At 67.0% G+C, this 14,693-nt stretch carries 12 protein-coding genes; 3 read left to right on the top strand and 9 right to left on the bottom strand.

Annotated elements, in window-relative coordinates; all coding sequences use genetic code 11:
* The first annotated feature begins 2 nt into the window (after nt 1-2).
* Nucleotides 3-536 (top strand): gamma carbonic anhydrase family protein, encoded by a 534-nt coding sequence (locus tag ACOEQ1_RS13970; protein WP_419759850.1) that lies wholly within the window; start codon nt 3-5, stop codon nt 534-536.
* On the opposite strand, the gene ACOEQ1_RS13965 is transcribed toward ACOEQ1_RS13970, so the two are convergent.
* Nucleotides 533-2,179, bottom strand: a complete 1,647-nt coding sequence (locus tag ACOEQ1_RS13965; RefSeq protein ID WP_419759849.1) for an amylo-alpha-1,6-glucosidase — start codon at nt 2,177-2,179, stop codon at nt 533-535. The genes ACOEQ1_RS13970 and ACOEQ1_RS13965 overlap by 4 nt on opposite strands.
* A complete protein-coding gene (locus ACOEQ1_RS13960) occupies nt 2,172-3,680 on the bottom strand; it encodes a glycoside hydrolase family 28 protein (protein WP_419759848.1) in 1,509 nt (502 codons plus the stop codon). The genes ACOEQ1_RS13965 and ACOEQ1_RS13960 overlap by 8 nt, the downstream gene beginning before the upstream one ends.
* 123 nt (nt 3,681-3,803) lie before the next feature.
* On the opposite strand from ACOEQ1_RS13960, the gene ACOEQ1_RS13955 reads away from it, so the two are divergent.
* Nucleotides 3,804-5,039: an MFS transporter gene (locus tag ACOEQ1_RS13955; protein WP_419759847.1), complete on the top strand. Its 1,236-nt coding sequence runs from the start codon at nt 3,804-3,806 to the stop codon at nt 5,037-5,039.
* 26 nt (nt 5,040-5,065) lie between these two features.
* Here the strand turns inward: ACOEQ1_RS13955 and ACOEQ1_RS13950 are convergent, their stop codons facing one another.
* The 6 genes from ACOEQ1_RS13950 to ACOEQ1_RS13925 are packed head-to-tail and all read right to left on the bottom strand — an operon-like array spanning nt 5,066 to nt 11,608.
* Nucleotides 5,066-6,184 carry an NAD(P)/FAD-dependent oxidoreductase gene (locus ACOEQ1_RS13950; RefSeq protein ID WP_419759846.1) on the bottom strand — a complete coding sequence of 373 codons (1,119 nt, stop codon included), beginning with the start codon at nt 6,182-6,184 and terminating at the stop codon, nt 5,066-5,068.
* On the bottom strand, nt 6,181-7,164 hold the full coding sequence (locus tag ACOEQ1_RS13945) for an ABC transporter ATP-binding protein (protein WP_419759845.1): 984 nt from the start codon (nt 7,162-7,164) through the stop codon (nt 6,181-6,183). The genes ACOEQ1_RS13950 and ACOEQ1_RS13945 overlap by 4 nt, the downstream gene beginning before the upstream one ends.
* Complete coding sequence (locus ACOEQ1_RS13940) at nt 7,157-8,149, bottom strand: ABC transporter ATP-binding protein (protein WP_419759844.1); 993 nt, start codon at nt 8,147-8,149, stop codon at nt 7,157-7,159. The genes ACOEQ1_RS13945 and ACOEQ1_RS13940 overlap by 8 nt, the downstream gene beginning before the upstream one ends.
* On the bottom strand, nt 8,146-9,063 hold the full coding sequence (locus ACOEQ1_RS13935; protein WP_419759843.1) for an ABC transporter permease: 918 nt from the start codon (nt 9,061-9,063) through the stop codon (nt 8,146-8,148). The genes ACOEQ1_RS13940 and ACOEQ1_RS13935 overlap by 4 nt, the downstream gene beginning before the upstream one ends.
* 2 nt (nt 9,064-9,065) lie before the next feature.
* The gene (locus ACOEQ1_RS13930; protein ID WP_419759842.1) at nt 9,066-10,019 is read right to left on the bottom strand and encodes an ABC transporter permease; all 954 of its coding nucleotides are present in this window, start codon (nt 10,017-10,019) and stop codon (nt 9,066-9,068) included.
* Between the two features lie 2 nt (nt 10,020-10,021).
* Nucleotides 10,022-11,608 (bottom strand): ABC transporter substrate-binding protein, encoded by a 1,587-nt coding sequence (locus tag ACOEQ1_RS13925; protein WP_419759841.1) that lies wholly within the window; start codon nt 11,606-11,608, stop codon nt 10,022-10,024.
* Nucleotides 11,609-11,896: 288 nt separating this feature from the next.
* Here ACOEQ1_RS13925 and ACOEQ1_RS13920 point away from each other — a divergent pair, with 288 nt between their 5' ends.
* The gene (locus ACOEQ1_RS13920) at nt 11,897-13,588 is read left to right on the top strand and encodes a hypothetical protein (RefSeq protein WP_419759840.1); all 1,692 of its coding nucleotides are present in this window, start codon (nt 11,897-11,899) and stop codon (nt 13,586-13,588) included.
* Here the strand turns inward: ACOEQ1_RS13920 and ACOEQ1_RS13915 are convergent.
* Nucleotides 13,581-14,690 carry a M24 family metallopeptidase gene (locus tag ACOEQ1_RS13915; protein WP_419759839.1) on the bottom strand — a complete coding sequence of 370 codons (1,110 nt, stop codon included), beginning with the start codon at nt 14,688-14,690 and terminating at the stop codon, nt 13,581-13,583. The genes ACOEQ1_RS13920 and ACOEQ1_RS13915 overlap by 8 nt on opposite strands.
* Between the last annotated feature and the right edge of the window lie 3 nt (nt 14,691-14,693).

Genomic DNA, 14,693 nt, shown 5'->3' with positions numbered 1-14,693 from the left:
GAATGCGGGTCATCCTGGAAGATGTCGGGCTGGAAACGGAGAACACGGAGTTCTGGATCGCGCCGACCGCCACGGTCATCGGGCGCGTGAGGCTGGGTGCGGACGCATCGGTATGGTGGGGCGCGGTGCTGCGCGGCGACAACGAGTGGATCACCATCGGCCGGGGCAGCAATGTGCAGGACAATGCCGTCCTGCATACGGACCCCGGGTTTCCGCTTGAGGTGGGCGACAACGTGACTGTCGGCCATCAGGCGATGCTGCACGGATGCACGATCGGCGAGGGCTCTCTGATCGGTATCGGCGCGGTTGTGTTGAACGGCGCGCGGATCGGACGGAATTGTCTTGTCGGCGCGATGGCGTTCATCGGCGAGGGGAAGGAGATTCCGGATAATTCGCTGGTCAAGGGCATTCCGGGAAAGGTCGTCGGCGACCTAGCCGCGGAACAGGCGGCCCGCATGCATGCCGGCACGGCGCATTATGTCCGCAACTGGCGCCGCTACCGCGACCACAGCCGTATCGAACCGGAAAATCTCTAGCGGCAGACGAGATCCACGTAGAGCGTCGTTGTCCAGCCGTAATCGTGGATGACCTGTCGAAACGGATTGCTCGGGTTGCAGCTGCCTTTGCGGAGCAGTCGTGGCGGCTCCACCATGCGCCGGTCGTCGAAATACTCGAAGAATGTGCCGTAAATCCCGCAGTTCCGCTCGATTTCCCGGCGGGTGGCGTCGTCCAGCATCCGCGCCAACGCTGAGAAATGATCGCCGTGCGCGGCGTAGCGTTCCAGGCCGCGGGCGATCAGCCAGTTGACGTTCACCCAGGTCGGGCCTCGCCACATATCCTTCGCGTAGTGCGCCGTATCGCGCGCGGCGATGGAGGGCACCGGAAACGCGGTGCCGAACGTTTCTGGGTCGCGCAGATGACGCACGAGCGCCGCCGCACGCTCTGGTGTCGCAGCCCCACAGATGAGGGGGAGGAACCCGGCGCTGGAGAGCACCGGCGACAATACACCGGCCGCCGCATCAAGGTCGCAGTAGAACTGGTGTTCCTCGGACCACAGATGCTGGTTGATCAGGCGGCAAAGGCGTTCGTGCCTCTGCCGCCATAGCGCGACATCCTCGATGTAGCCGAGTGCGCCGGCAAAGCTCGCCAGGGTCTCGCACTCCAACGCGAGGTAGGCGTTGAAGTCGACGGCCGCCAACTGTGTCGGATAATGAAAATCGAACCTCGGCGAGTTGTCCATGCCACTCTCGCCGCTGCGCGAGGCCGGGTCGCCCTCGATGAGCCAGTCGACAAGACCATCGCCATCCCGATCGCGATTGACCAGGTCCCACTCGACGTAAGCGCGAAGCTTCGCGTAGTGGCGCCGCAGCAAGCCGTTGTCTGGCGCAGCATCGTTCACGAGCCTGATGCCGTAGGCGAGAAGCGGCGGCTGCGTAATGATGGACGGTCCTTGGGTAGGGGATAGCTGGTGCGAAACGAAGCCGTCGGCCCTCTGCCCATCGAAAACCGCGTCGATCATTTCGGCGGCCAGAGCCGGGTCGACATGACGCCAGCCGATCGCATGAAATACAGTGTCCCAGAGCCACATATCCCTGTGGGGCCAGCGGTCGGGCGTGCTCCACCGGTGCCGGATTGCGCCTTCGGGCGAACAGACCTGCCCCTTCATCACGGAGAGCGCCCGGAACATCGTGCGCTGCGTCTCGCCATCGGACCGGCCGAGCTGCGGCTGGCCCAGGACCCAACCGCTGCGTGCAGCGAAGGCTGCACCGAAATCGGCATCCAGAAGTGACGGATCGAAATGGGAGGCGGATCCGATAAGACAGCGTCCTTCCCGCGAGACGCATCGCACCGTCTCGCTCCCGCCGAAGAGCAACGGGGACCCCACGATCAGAAGATGATGCGCGTCCAGCAGGCAGCCGCTCGTGCGACCGCTTGCCGAGCGGAACGAAAAGAAGTCGCTGGCGACGATGATGTCCGTCTCCGGCGGCTCGCCGAAGGTGATGGGGGCGGTATCGGGCCGGACCACTTCAAGCCCCGCGGGATGCTCCGTTGTCCGGATGACCAGTCCAGCCACGTAATCCGTCGGCCCGTCCACGGCCGAGAACGCGATCAGCTGTCCGCGGTGCCAGTTCGAAACGGCGAAAGCGGAAAGCTGCCGGATGACGTCACACTCATCCATCCGAACGGCTCCCCAATGCGCGGACATCGCCGAAACGCCTGACGAGCGGCCTGGCCCGCACGCCCGCCGGGCGCTCGATGAAAACACGTCCTCCCGCGATATCCTGCAGCCAGGCGGCCGGCCGTAGATCGGGGCGCATGCACTCGACGCGGAACCGCCTCACATCAAGCCCTTTCACATGCCGGGCGAACAGCCCGCAGGCTGGCAGATCGACGCCGAAGCTTTCAGGATCGGGGTAGGACGCGACCGCCTCGGGCGGCACAATCGCCGCCATCTTCGCGCCGCAGCCGCCCTTCAACCTCAAACGGATATCGCGCATCTCGACATCCTCGATCCGGTGGCCGGGAATGCCGCTCACGATGATCGGCATCGAAGAGTATCGTTGCTCGCAATCGACATCGCGGATGCTGACGCCGCGGAGCTTGCCCGGAACGGCGCCGGACGGACCGTTCAGCCTCGCGCCCAGCCGGATGTAGATCGGCGCGTGACGAACGTCGCGCATGGTCAGGCCCTGGATCCGGACATCCTCCAGAATGCCGCCGTCGACCGTCTCCAGCGCCAGGCCGCGACAGCTTTGCAACACGTTGTTCGTCATGACGATCTTGCGGAAACCGCCGTTCGACTCCGTGCCGAGTTTGATGCGGCCGGTGCGGTGGGTGACGTTCGCATGCGCCGGATTTCCCAACGGCCGGTAACTACCGTCCAGCGTCGAACCGAGTTCGTAATCGCCGGTCACCCAGCAATCGGCGATCAGGACATCTTCGGTGACCACTGGGCGGCCAAGCGCATAGGTGCTCTTGAGGCAGATGCCGTCATCGTTCGGGGAGTTGATCCGGCAGCGGACAACCCGCACGTCACGGCAACAATCGAAGTTCAGGCCGTCCCGGTTGGTGTCGATCCTCAGGCCTTCAGCTGTAATTCCGATGGTGCCGGTCGCCAAGACAGCGAAGTGTCCCGCCTGCAGGATCGAGAAATCCTTGAGGACGACGTTTCGGCACCCGAGAAGCGCGATCGCCTTGTTGCCGATGCCAGGCTGCATGGCAGGCGGACGCCCAGGCTCGAAATCGCCATTGACCAGTCCTCTGCCCCAGATCAGGCCCTGGCCCTCGATGGCGATGTCGTGCAGGTCGATCCCCGAGATCAGGCTGTTGCGCCAATGGCTGTGGCCGAAGTCCTGATAGGGAAACTGTGCCGCGATGCTGTCCTCCGGCAGGTCGTAGCCGCCCCTGTCACTGGCGTCCGCCGCGAGGATGACGGCATCGCGGTCGAGATGGAGCCTGACGCGGCTCCGCAGCCGGATCGAATAGCTGGCGTATCGCCCCGCCGGAAACAGCACCGTTCCGCCGCCGGCACGGCTGGCCGCCTCGATGGCGCGGTTGATCGCCCCGCTGTCGATCGTGCGGCCGTCGCCCACGGCGCCGAAGGCGCGGACATCGAACGGGCGGTCGCGCGAAACAGGGCCGTGCCGCCGCGTCGTATCTGCATCGTCAAGGCAGGTCATTTCGGCCTTTATCTCAGAGACTGGCGCCTCCGCCTCGTATAGAAGGTGGAGACCGGGGCAGACAGTGCCATTGCCTCGCCTCACGGCTGAGGGTTCCAGTGTGCTGAAGATCGCTGACCGAGATTGAGCGCCGCCTCTCCCTCCCGTTCCGCTGCCATCGGCCTCAGCGCCCTCAACTTCTTCGTGGCGGCCGTTCAGACAGGATTTGGACCCTTCCTGCCGGTCTACCTGACACGGTCGGGTTGGACACAGGGCGAGGTGGGTCTCGCGCTCAGCCTGGGCGCGATAGCGAGCGTGGCGAGCCAGGTGCCGGGCGGATTTCTCGTCGATCGTGTGCATCAGAAACGGCTCGTCTGCGCCGCCAGCCTGGGCGCGCTCGGGATGAGCGCTCTGGTTATGGCTCTATGGCCAAGCCGCGGCTCCGTCTGGAGCGCAGAGGTTCTGTATGGCTTCGGAGCCGCGGTCCTCAGCATGAGCGTGGTGGCGCTCACTCTCAATCTCTGGGGCCATGCGGCCTTCGGTGAACGGGTCGGCACCAATCATCGCTACGCCTCGCTGGGCAACGCGGCCGCCGCGGGCCTCTTCGGCGTTGTTGTCTACATGATGTCCCATCAGGCGGTGTTCTTCCTCGGCGCCGCGATGACCGTGCCGGCGCTCGCCTCCCTGTTGCTCCTGAAGCCCCACCCGGAGGACGCTCCGGTCGACCATCCCGCTCGCCTGCCGCCAGCAGATCGCTCAGTGCCTCTATGGGTTGTGTTCTTCGATCTGCACTTGCACACGTTCGCGTTGTGCGTTGCCCTGTTCACGCTCGCCAATGCGGCGATGCTGCCGGTCGCCCTGAATGCGCTGGCGGCTCGTCACAGGGATGCCGGGTTCGCGACAACAGGGTCGATCGTTTCGCTCCAGGTCGTGGTCGTGCTGTTCGCGCCCTGGCTAGGGCGGGCTGCCGAGCGTTGGGGGCGGCGGCCCGTGCTTCTGGTGGGCTTTGCCGCGTTGCCGCTGCGCGGCCTGCTGCTGGCCGTCCTGCCGGGCGTGTTTCCCTTGATCGGGATCGAACTGCTGGATGGCGTCAGCGCGGCCGTCATCGGGGTGATGATCCCGCTGACGGCGGCTGACCTCACGCGGAAGACCGGATACCTCAACCTTGCCATCGGCTCCTTCGGCCTCTCGGCGAGCCTCGGCGCCACCTTCAGCACGGCGCTCGCCGGCTGGATCGCCGACCGCTTCGGCCTGCAAACGGCCTTCCTCGCGCTGAGCGCCGCCGGGGTCGCGGCACTCCTCGTCGTGCTTCTCGCAATGCCGGAAACCCGGCCAACGACGGTCAATCCGGAACTGAAACCGCACGCTCGCCCGGCGTAACCCCCGCCTCAGCGAAACCAGCCCCCTCAGCGAAATCTATTCGGCCGGAAGCCCTCCAGCAACGGATGCGGTTCGCCTGTCATTACCTCCATCGCCAGCAACTCGCCTGCGATGAGCCCGAGCGTGGCGCCGCTATGGCTGAACGCCACATGGTAGCCCGCGATGCCGTCGATCTGCCCCAGAACCGGCTCGCCGCCGCCGGGGATCGGCTTCGGACCCATCCCGTAGCCGTCCAGTTCAAGCGCCGGATGACCGGCGAGCACCGCCGAAGCCTCGCGCAGCAGGCCCTGTATTGTGCTGTCCCTGACCTCGAAGTCGCCGTCGCCGTGGATGACCACCTCCCGCTCGGACCAGCCGGAATCGAGCACGAGGGCGCCGTCGGGCGTCGGGCGCACCGCCACGCGCGGCGTGTTCAGCACGGCGCGCAGCCCGGTCGCGACCGGCTTCGTCTTGACCAGCACCGAGATCGGGGTCTCATCGGGAACATGGTGTCCGGCCTCCGCCAACATGCGCGGCACGGCGGGGCCGGTCGCCAGCACGACCGCATCGGCCGCGAGGCGGGTCCCGTCCGCCAGCACGACCCCGCGCACCCGTGACGCCGCGAGATCGACCGAGGCGCGTCCGGCCTCGCTCATCAACCGGCCGCCGAGCAACGCCAATTCACGCAGCAGAACCGCGATCAGCGACGGCAGATCGACCCAGCCTTCGCCCGGATTGAAGATCGCGCCCTGCGGCGTGACGGCGCGCGAGGCGATGCCAGGGGTCACGTCCGCGACCTCGTCCGCCGCCAGCAGGCGCGCGTCGTAGCCGATGGCGCGTTCATGGGCGAAGGTGGCGGCGATCCCGTTCGCGGCCTCGTCCGCGTCCCAGGTCAGGCCGCCGTCGAAGCGCAGCCAGGTGGCTCCGGGATAGGCCGCCGACAACGTCCGGTAGCGGTCGATGCCGATCATCCTCAGGCGATGATAGGCCTCCGAGCGAGCGCCCGCCGAGTTGAGCCAGGAGAGCGAGCGGCCGGAGGCGCCGTTCGCGGGCGACCCATCGGTGATGAGCGTCACCGAAGCGCCTTCCCGGGCGAGATGGACGGCGGTGGAGACGCCGAAGATGCCGCCGCCGATGACGACGGCTTCCGGCTGACGGGATGTCACGCGTGCTTCTCCTCAAGCTGGACGGGCGAATGGAGAAAGCAGGCCACCGCCGACTTCTCCCTGACCTCCACCAACGCGGGCGGCGCTTCGTCGCAGATGGCCATGCGGTGTGGGCAGCGGCCTCGGAACGGACAAAGATCGTTCGCATCCAGAGGGCTCGCCGCCTCGCCCTCGACCGCACCCAGCGCCGAGACGCGCATGCGGCGCGGGTCGGGCACCGGGATCGCGCTCAGCAGCGCCTGCGTGTAAGGGTGCAGAGGCGCGCGGTAGAGAGCGTCTGAAGGCCCGATCTCGACGATGCGGCCGAGATACATGACGGCGATGCGGTCCGCGATCCGCTTCACCACGCTGAGGTCGTGCGAGATGAACAGGTAGCCGAGGCCGAAGCGTTGCTGCAGGTCGAGGATGAGCCGCAGGATCTGAGCGCGGATGGAGACATCGAGCGCTGAGACCGCCTCGTCGAATACGATCGCGGCAGGCCGCAGAATAAGCGCGCGGGCGATGGCGATGCGCTGGCACTGGCCGCCCGAGAACTCATGCGGATAGCGTTGGGCGTGCTCGCGCCGCAGCCCGACCAGTTCGATCAACTCATGGGCGGCGTCGCGCCGCTCCCGCTCGGTGCCGATCCCCTGCAGCCGCATCGGCTCGCTGATGTTGGTGCCAACCGTCATGCGCGGATTGAGCGAGGACAACGCATCCTGGAAGACGATCTGCACCTGCTGGCGCATGCGCCGCACCTTGTCGGGGGCAGCGCCTGTAAAGGAGCGCCCGGCGAAATGCACCGTCCCCTCGTCGGGTTCGATGAGCCGCAGCACGAGCCGTGCCAGGGTCGACTTGCCGCAGCCGCTCTCGCCCACCAGGCCGAGCGTCTCTCCCGGCGCAATCGAGAAGCTGACATCGCTGACAGCCCGCAAGACCTTGCCGCCACGGCCCGCGAAGGTCTTGCGCAGCCCCTGTGCCTCGAGCACCGCCTCAGCCATCGGTGTCTCCCTGGGCGACGAAGCACGCCACGTCCTGCAGCGGCGACATCGGCAGCAGCGGCGGGTCCAGCCGCCGGCATTTGTCGATCACCGCCGGGCAGCGCGGCGCGAACTGGCAGCCCGTCGGCCGGTGGCGCAGATCGGGCGGCGCGCCGGCAATGGGCTCCAGCGGCGAGGCGCGATCGTCGTCGAGGCTGATGGCGCAAGCGAGCAAAGCGCGCGTGTAGGGGTGCAACGGATTGTGGAACAGGCTGTCGACATCGGCGCGCTCGACCACGCGGCCTGCATACATGACGACGACCTCGTCCGCGAGGGCCGCGACCACGCCGAGGTCATGGGTGATCATGAGCAGGGACAGGCCCATCGCGGTTTGCAAGTCGTGCAGCAGGCGCAGGATCTTGGCCTGCACGGTCACATCCAGCGCCGTTGTCGGCTCATCGGCAATGATGATGTCCGGGCCACAGGCGATCGCCATGGCAATCAGCACGCGCTGACGCATGCCGCCGCTGAAATGGTGCGGGTAGTCGCGCGCCCGGGCCGCCGCATCGGGCACGCCGACGCGGGCGAGAAGTTCCACCGCGCGGCGGTTCGCCTCCGCCACCGGCAGGCTTTCATGCGCCAGCAGCGTCTCGGCGATCTGCGTGCCGATGCGGAGGCTGGGGTTGAGCGAACTCAGCGGGTCCTGGAACACCATGCCGATGCGCGCGCCCCGGACTTTCTGCATCGCCCGCTCGTCCAGCTGGCGGAGGTCCTGGGTGCCGTAGCGTATCGCCCCGCCGGTGATGCGGCCCGGCGGCTCGATGAGCTGCAGCAGGGAGAGCGCCGTCACCGTCTTGCCCGAGCCGGATTCGCCGACGATCGCGGTCGTGCGCCCGCGCCGCAGTTTGAAGCTGACGCGGTCAACGACGCGGATCGCCTGACGGCCGACGGCGAAGTCGGTGCAGAGGTCCTCGACCTCCAGCACGGTATCGAGCGATGGCGTCATCGCCGCGCCGACCGCGGATCGAGCGCATCGCGCAGCCCGTCGCCGATGAAGTTGAAGGCCAGCGAGACGACGACGATGACAATGCCCGGGATCAACGTGACCATCGGCGCGGTCGCCAGCACCTCGCGGCCCTCGGAGACCATCGAGCCCCAATCCGCTGTCGGCGGCTGCACGCCGAGCCCGAGGAAGCTGAGGCCGGAACCGACGACGATCATCAGTCCGATCAGCGTGGTGGCGTAGACGAGCAGGGGCGGCAGCACGTTCGGCGTGATGTAGCGGGCGAGCAGCGCGGTGCGCGAGGCGCCGGCGGCACGCGCTGCCTCGATGAACGGCATGGCGACCACGGAGAGCGTCGCCGTCCGGGCGAGGCGTCCGACATAGGGGATCAGCACCACGGCGATGGCGATGATCTCGGTCGAGAGGCCGGGCGTCAACACGCCGGCGATGGCGATGGCGAGCAGCACCATCGGGAAGGCGAACAGCACGTCGAGCGTCCGCATGATGAGCGCGTCGACGATCCCGCCGGCATAGCCCGCGATGAGGCCGAGCAGCAGCCCGATCGCACTCGCGATGACCACAGGCACGAGACCGACGAGCAGCGAAATCCGGCCGCCCCAGAGCAGGCGGGACAGCATGTCTCGCCCCTGTTCATCGGTGCCGAGGATATGGCCGGCGGTGAAGGGTGGGGCGAACCGCAACTGGTCGCTGGCGACGTTCGGGTTGTAGGGGCTGATCCAGGGCGCGAGCAGCGTCGCCGCAAAGACGAGCAGCAGGAAAATCGCGGCCACGAGCGCCGCCCGGTCCCGCGCGAAGGCCGCCAGCCGCCATCGGCGTGTCTGCACAACGGGTGTATCGACGGTGCCCAGTTCGGCGGCGATGGCGGCGGCCGGTGGCTCGGAAAGGTCAGCGGCCACGATCAGGATTCCTGCAGCCGCGGGTCGATGAGCACGTTGACCAGATCGACCAGGATGTTCACCAGCACGAAGGTCAGCGCGATGAGCATCGTCGCCGCCTGCACGACCGGCATGTCCCGCGCCGTGATCGAGCTGTAGAGAAGCGAGCCGAGGCCCGGCCACGCGAAGACGACCTCGGAGAACAGCGCGCCGCCGAGCAGATAGCCGAGCTGGAGCCCGGTGATGGTCATGATCGGCGGCAGCGCGTTGAGCACGACGTGACGGCGCATGAGGTCGCGCCGCCGCAGCCCCTTGGCGCGCGCCACCAGAACATGCGGGCGCCCGAGACTTTCGAGGATGCTCGACCGCACCATGCGCGCGATGATCGCGGCGGGGGCGAGGGCGGTGGTGACTGCCGGCAATACCAGATGATGCAATGTGTCGATGACGCCGCCGTCACCGGCCATGTCGATCATGCCGGAGACCGGCAGCCAGTTGAGCTTCAGCGCGAACAGCAGCACGAGCAGCAGGCCAAGCCAGAACGGAGGTGTGCTGCCGAAGATCAGGGTCACCGTCATCATGCCGCGATCGAACCAACTTCGCGCGTGAAGGGCGGCGAACAGCCCGGCGCTGTAGCCGATGAGGATCGCCAGGAACAGGCTCGCGACCGTCAGGATGATGGTGTTGACGAAGCGCGGCAGGATGAGATCGGTCACCGGCAGCGAGGTGGCGATCGACGTGCCGAGATCCCCCTCCGCGGTCCGTTCCAGCCAGCGGCCGTATTGAACCGGCAATGGCTGGTCGAGGCCCAGCGTATGGCGCAACGCGACGCGGTCCTGCTCCGTTGCCTGCGGCCCGAGCAGCACCGTCGTCACATCGCCCGGTGCGAGATGCATGAGCAGGAAAATGACGACGGAGACGCCGAACAGCACCGGCACGATGGCGGCGAGCCGCCTGCCGAGATAGCCGCGAAGCACGTTCAGTTGTCGACTGAGACGGTGGAGAGGTCGAACCAATCCTCCGGCGGGTTGACGAAGCCATGCACCTTCGGCGAGAGGATGACCGGGTCCAGATCGTCGACGGTCGGCACGTAATCGGCGTCGTTCATGATCATGCGGTTGGCCTGCTGGTAGAGCGACTTCGCAGCGCCTTCGTCCTTTGTCACCAGCGCCTTGTTGAGCAGGGCATCGACCTTCGGGTTGCAGTAGTAGCCGGAATTCTCGCCATTCGGCGCGACGCTGCCGCACTCGACGACGATGTCGACCCAGGCCGGGGTCGACATGCCCCAGCCGATCTCGTCCATGCCGACGTCGTTGGTCATGCCTTTCGCCCACAGACCGAGATACGTCACCCACTCGTACTTCCGGAGCTGCACGTTGATGCCGATCTTCTGGAGGTCGCGCTGGATCCAGGTTTCGACCAGTTCGCCGGTGCCATACTGGGGAAGTTCGAACACGGTGGTGAATCCGTTCGGGTAGCCAGCCTCGGCCAGCAGCTTCTTGGCGCCTGCGGGATCGTAAGCGTAGCTCTTGAAGCTGGGGTCGTAGGCGTAGGTTCCCGGCGAGAGCATGCCGTATTCCGGGCGGCCGGTCTTGCGGTAGATGTCCTGCGCGATACCGGCGCGATCGATCGCCATGTTGACCGCCTGCCGCACCCGCGCATCCTGGAACGGCTTCGAATGCATGTTGAGGTAGAGAAAGTTGATGTACGGCGCGTTGGCGTTGGTCGTGAGGGTGAAGCCGGCCTTCACGAGGCTCTGGATGTCGTCCCAGGGCGGTGTCGAGATCATCTGAACTTCGCCGCTCTGAAGGGCGTTCACGCGGGTTGCGGGGTCCTCGAGCGGCAGGAAGACGACGCGGTCGAGCTTCGCTGGCGTGCCCCAATAGTTCGGGTTGCGCTTCAGCACGGTACGCACGCCCTGGGTGCGCGAGACGAACATGAACGGCCCCGTGCCGACAGGGTGCAAGGCGACGCCCGCGTTGCCGTACTTCTTGACCGAGGCAGGGCTGATCATCAGCGGCTGGCCGTAGCTCTGCAGCCCTTGCCGCAGCCACTCGTAATCAGGCGCGGTCAGGGTGATGCGCACCGTCATCGGGTCGAGAACGTCGACTGCCTTGATCCACTTGGTGTAGGCGGCGACGAAGGAGGCGGTCTTCGGGTAGTAGTCCGGAGATGTCTTGTCCCAGAAACGATCGAAATTGAATTTCACCGCGGCTGCGTCGAATGGCGTGCCGTCCTGGAACTTGACGCCGGGTCTCAGCTTGAAGGTGTATTGCAGGCCGTCGGGCGACACGGTCCAGGATTCCGCAAGCGCGGGCACGATCGGCGGCGTCGGCACATTGGCCTTCGTGAGGTCTTCCTTCACCAGACCTTCGAAGATCTGGTAGGTGACCTGATAGGTGCCCCATCCGCCTGTCGCCTGCGGGTCGAGGATGTCGGTATCCGCCGGCATGCCCCAGATGAGCGTGCCCGCCGCCTGCGCAGAGGCGGCCGATGCCGCGAGCCCGATTATGGCCGCGCCCGACGTGGCCAGCAGGCTTGCCCAGAACGATGTGTCGCGCGCCATTCTTGCCGTCTCCATTAGGTGTGGTTTCTCGCCGCCGGTCAGCGCGCTGTGATTGCGCTAACAGATGCGACAACGGACTGCAAATCCCGCGCCGGGCGCAGGGCGTTCACCAGAACGTGAGAATCCGCGCGAGTTCGGCGCTATGGCGGATGCGCCGATCGTTGACAGGGCTACGCCGCTGCGACGAGTTTGGCTGCCATTGCACCCGATGGCGGGTCGCCCTGCCGGACATGCCTGTTTCGGCGGCAGGCCGATGCGCCGCGGCACGACGAAGAGAACGGACAAGCCATGACGATCCTGATCGACACAGCCATCCCCCGCACGCTCGACGCGCTGGTGGCGGAGCTTTCTGCCGCCGGACCCGGTCGGCCGGTCGAGGCCTGGGTGTTCGAGGATGCCGCGGCACGCCGAGAGGCCGAGGCGCGTCTGGCGGCGGCGTCCGTCACCGCCACGATCAGAAGCGCCTACAAGCCTCTGCTCTGCTTTTTTCTGGAGGAGGTGGATCGCGCCGCGTTGCGGCAGGTGACGATCCGCTACCCGCGTCACCCCGAGGCCCAGGCCGGGCGATTTCTGGCGGAGGCCTACCCGCTGGCCGCGCTTCTCGGCGATGCGGACGTCTCCTTCGAGCCGGGCGACGCCTCGCTGACCTATGAGGTCGCGCTGACCACCCATGACGGGACAATTGCCTATCATTCCGTATTTGCACCTAACGCGGTGCGTGACGGCGTGCTCACAAGTTGCGGCTGGCGGCGCGGTCTGGGTGAGCCGGGAGCCGCGATCCCGACGGAGTTCGAGACGCTGTTCATCACCGCGATCGACACCGTGCGGGCGCAAGGCTGGTCCGGGCGTATCGGCGCCTTCGACCGGCTGACGGTCGCCGTGGAGATGCCGGGCGCCGATCAGGAGATCGGCTGGGGCGACGAGGTCATCAGCTTCCGCGAGGCCATGCACGAAGATCTCTTCTTCACTCTGCGCGAGATGCTGATGCCTGACGCGGCGACGCACCGCATCGCGCGGCCAGGCCAGATCGTTCCCGACATCCGCACGAGCCAGGGGCCGGCGCGGTTGCGGATCGCCGGCACCATGTTCGGCGAGGCGGACGAGACGGCCAGCGCCACGCTCGAGTTGGAGAGCGCCGATCGCCCTCTCGGCATGGCGCAGATCCGCGCGGAGTTGGCGGCGTTGGGTGGCCAGCCCTTTTCAATACGCTCGCATGAAGGGCGGGAGGTTGCCGGCCTCTACAAGCCGGGTCCGGGACCTGCCGTCCTCATCACGGCCGGTCAGCATGCGAACGAAACCTCAGGCGTCGTCGGTGGCCTCAGGGCCGTGCAGGTGCTGATGCGAGATCCTGACTCGCACTTCGCCTATGTCCCGGTCGAGAATGTCGACGGCTACGAGCTGCATCAGCGCCTGATCGCCCGGAACCCGCGCCACATGCACCATGCGGCCCGGTTCACCGCGCTCGGTGACGACGTATCTCCCGGGCTGGCCGATCCGGATGACGAGCGGCGGGCGCGTTACGAGGGCATCGCGCGCTCAGGGGCGAAGTTGCATGTCAACCTGCACGGCTATCCCGCGCATGAGTGGACAAGGCCTCTCTCCGGCTATCTGCCTCGCGGTTTCGAGGCCTGGTCCATGCCCAAGGGCTTCTTTCTGATCTTCATCTATCAGCAGGGATGGAGTGACCTTGCACATGCCATGCTCACGGATGTCTCGTCGCGTCTGGCCGAGGATCGCGAACTCATCGCCTTCAACGCGCGGCAGATGGATGCGGTGCGGGCGCATTCGACCGATCCCGACTTCGGTGTGATGCACGGCATTCCCTACTACCTGTCGGAAGCGGCGACCTATGCGACGCCGCTGACTGTGATCACCGAGGCGCCGGACGAGACCATCTACGGACCCGCCTTCGTCCTGCAGCAGGAGACGCAGATGCGCGCGGCGCTCGCCTGCGTCGAGGCCTATCGTCGCCTCAGCTGACTGACGCCAGCAACGGAAACGGCGCCAGAGGCACGCAGCCGTTCTCGGTCAGATGCAGCATCCACTCGGTTCTCGCGCCGCCGATCGCCGGATCATAGGCGCCCGGTTCCACCATCAGAACCATGCCGGCGCGCAGCACCGTGGTCTCCCCGTCGCAGAGGCGCGGATGCTCGTGCACAGCGGTGCCGATGCTGTGCCCGGTGTGATGCGGATAATCGAAGCCCGACGCCTGCACCGTGCCGCGGATCATGCGATGCGCGGCCTCCGCCGTCATCCCCGGCCGAAGCTCGGCGATTGCGTGCTCAAGGGCATGATGCGCCACCTCGAACAGCCGCGCCTGCGCCTCCGAGGGCGGCCCGAGCACGACTGTCGCGCAGCTATCTCCCCAATAGCCTTCGACCCGTGGGCCGAGGTCGGAGATGACGGCGTCGCCGCTCTGGATGACGCGCGAATTGGGCCAGCCGCCGATGGCCGCCGTGCGCTCGCGGCCCGAGATGAGATCGCCGCCGACAGCAATCCGGGCGCCGGCGGCGTCCTCCATGGCGCTGCGGATTTCGGAGAACAGCCGGAGTTCGGTGATGCCAGGATGCAGCGCCTCCATCATGCGCCTTTGGCCGATCCCGGCGACTTCCGCGCAACGATGCAGGGCGGCCACCTCGGCCTCCGTCTTGGTCATGCGCTGGCGGCGAAGGGCCGCTGTCAGGTCGGCCGGCGCGGCCTGCATCCGGCTGTCGGCAAGGGCGGGATGCGTCGCCCGCTCGATCGCGATGCGGCCGCCGACGCCCAACTGCCGCAGGAGATCGCCAAGCGCCGCATCGTAGGCCGCGCGCGCCGGCAGCGCCTGGCTCGGCCCATAGCCGTCGTAGCGGAGGACGATGCCCTCGCGGGGTTGGCTGGCCTCGTAGGCCGGTGCGAGCAGCCCTGCCGCGCCATCCCGGCCGATGACGGCGAGCGCGAGCCCCGCCGCGAAAGGCGAGACGCCGATCTCGGCCGATGGCGCGTAGCCGAGCGCATAGGCGATGCTGTCGGCGCCGCTGAGGATGGCCCAGTCGGCATCGCATTCGTGCATCGCGGCGATCGTCCGCTGCAGGCGCTCGTCCATGTC

The organism is Acidisoma sp. (assembly GCF_965199065.1).
In the GTDB taxonomy this organism is placed as follows: domain Bacteria; phylum Pseudomonadota; class Alphaproteobacteria; order Acetobacterales; family Acetobacteraceae; genus Acidisoma.
The sequence above is the reverse complement of the archived record's forward strand: the minus strand, read 5'-3'. Positions and strand labels throughout refer to the sequence as shown.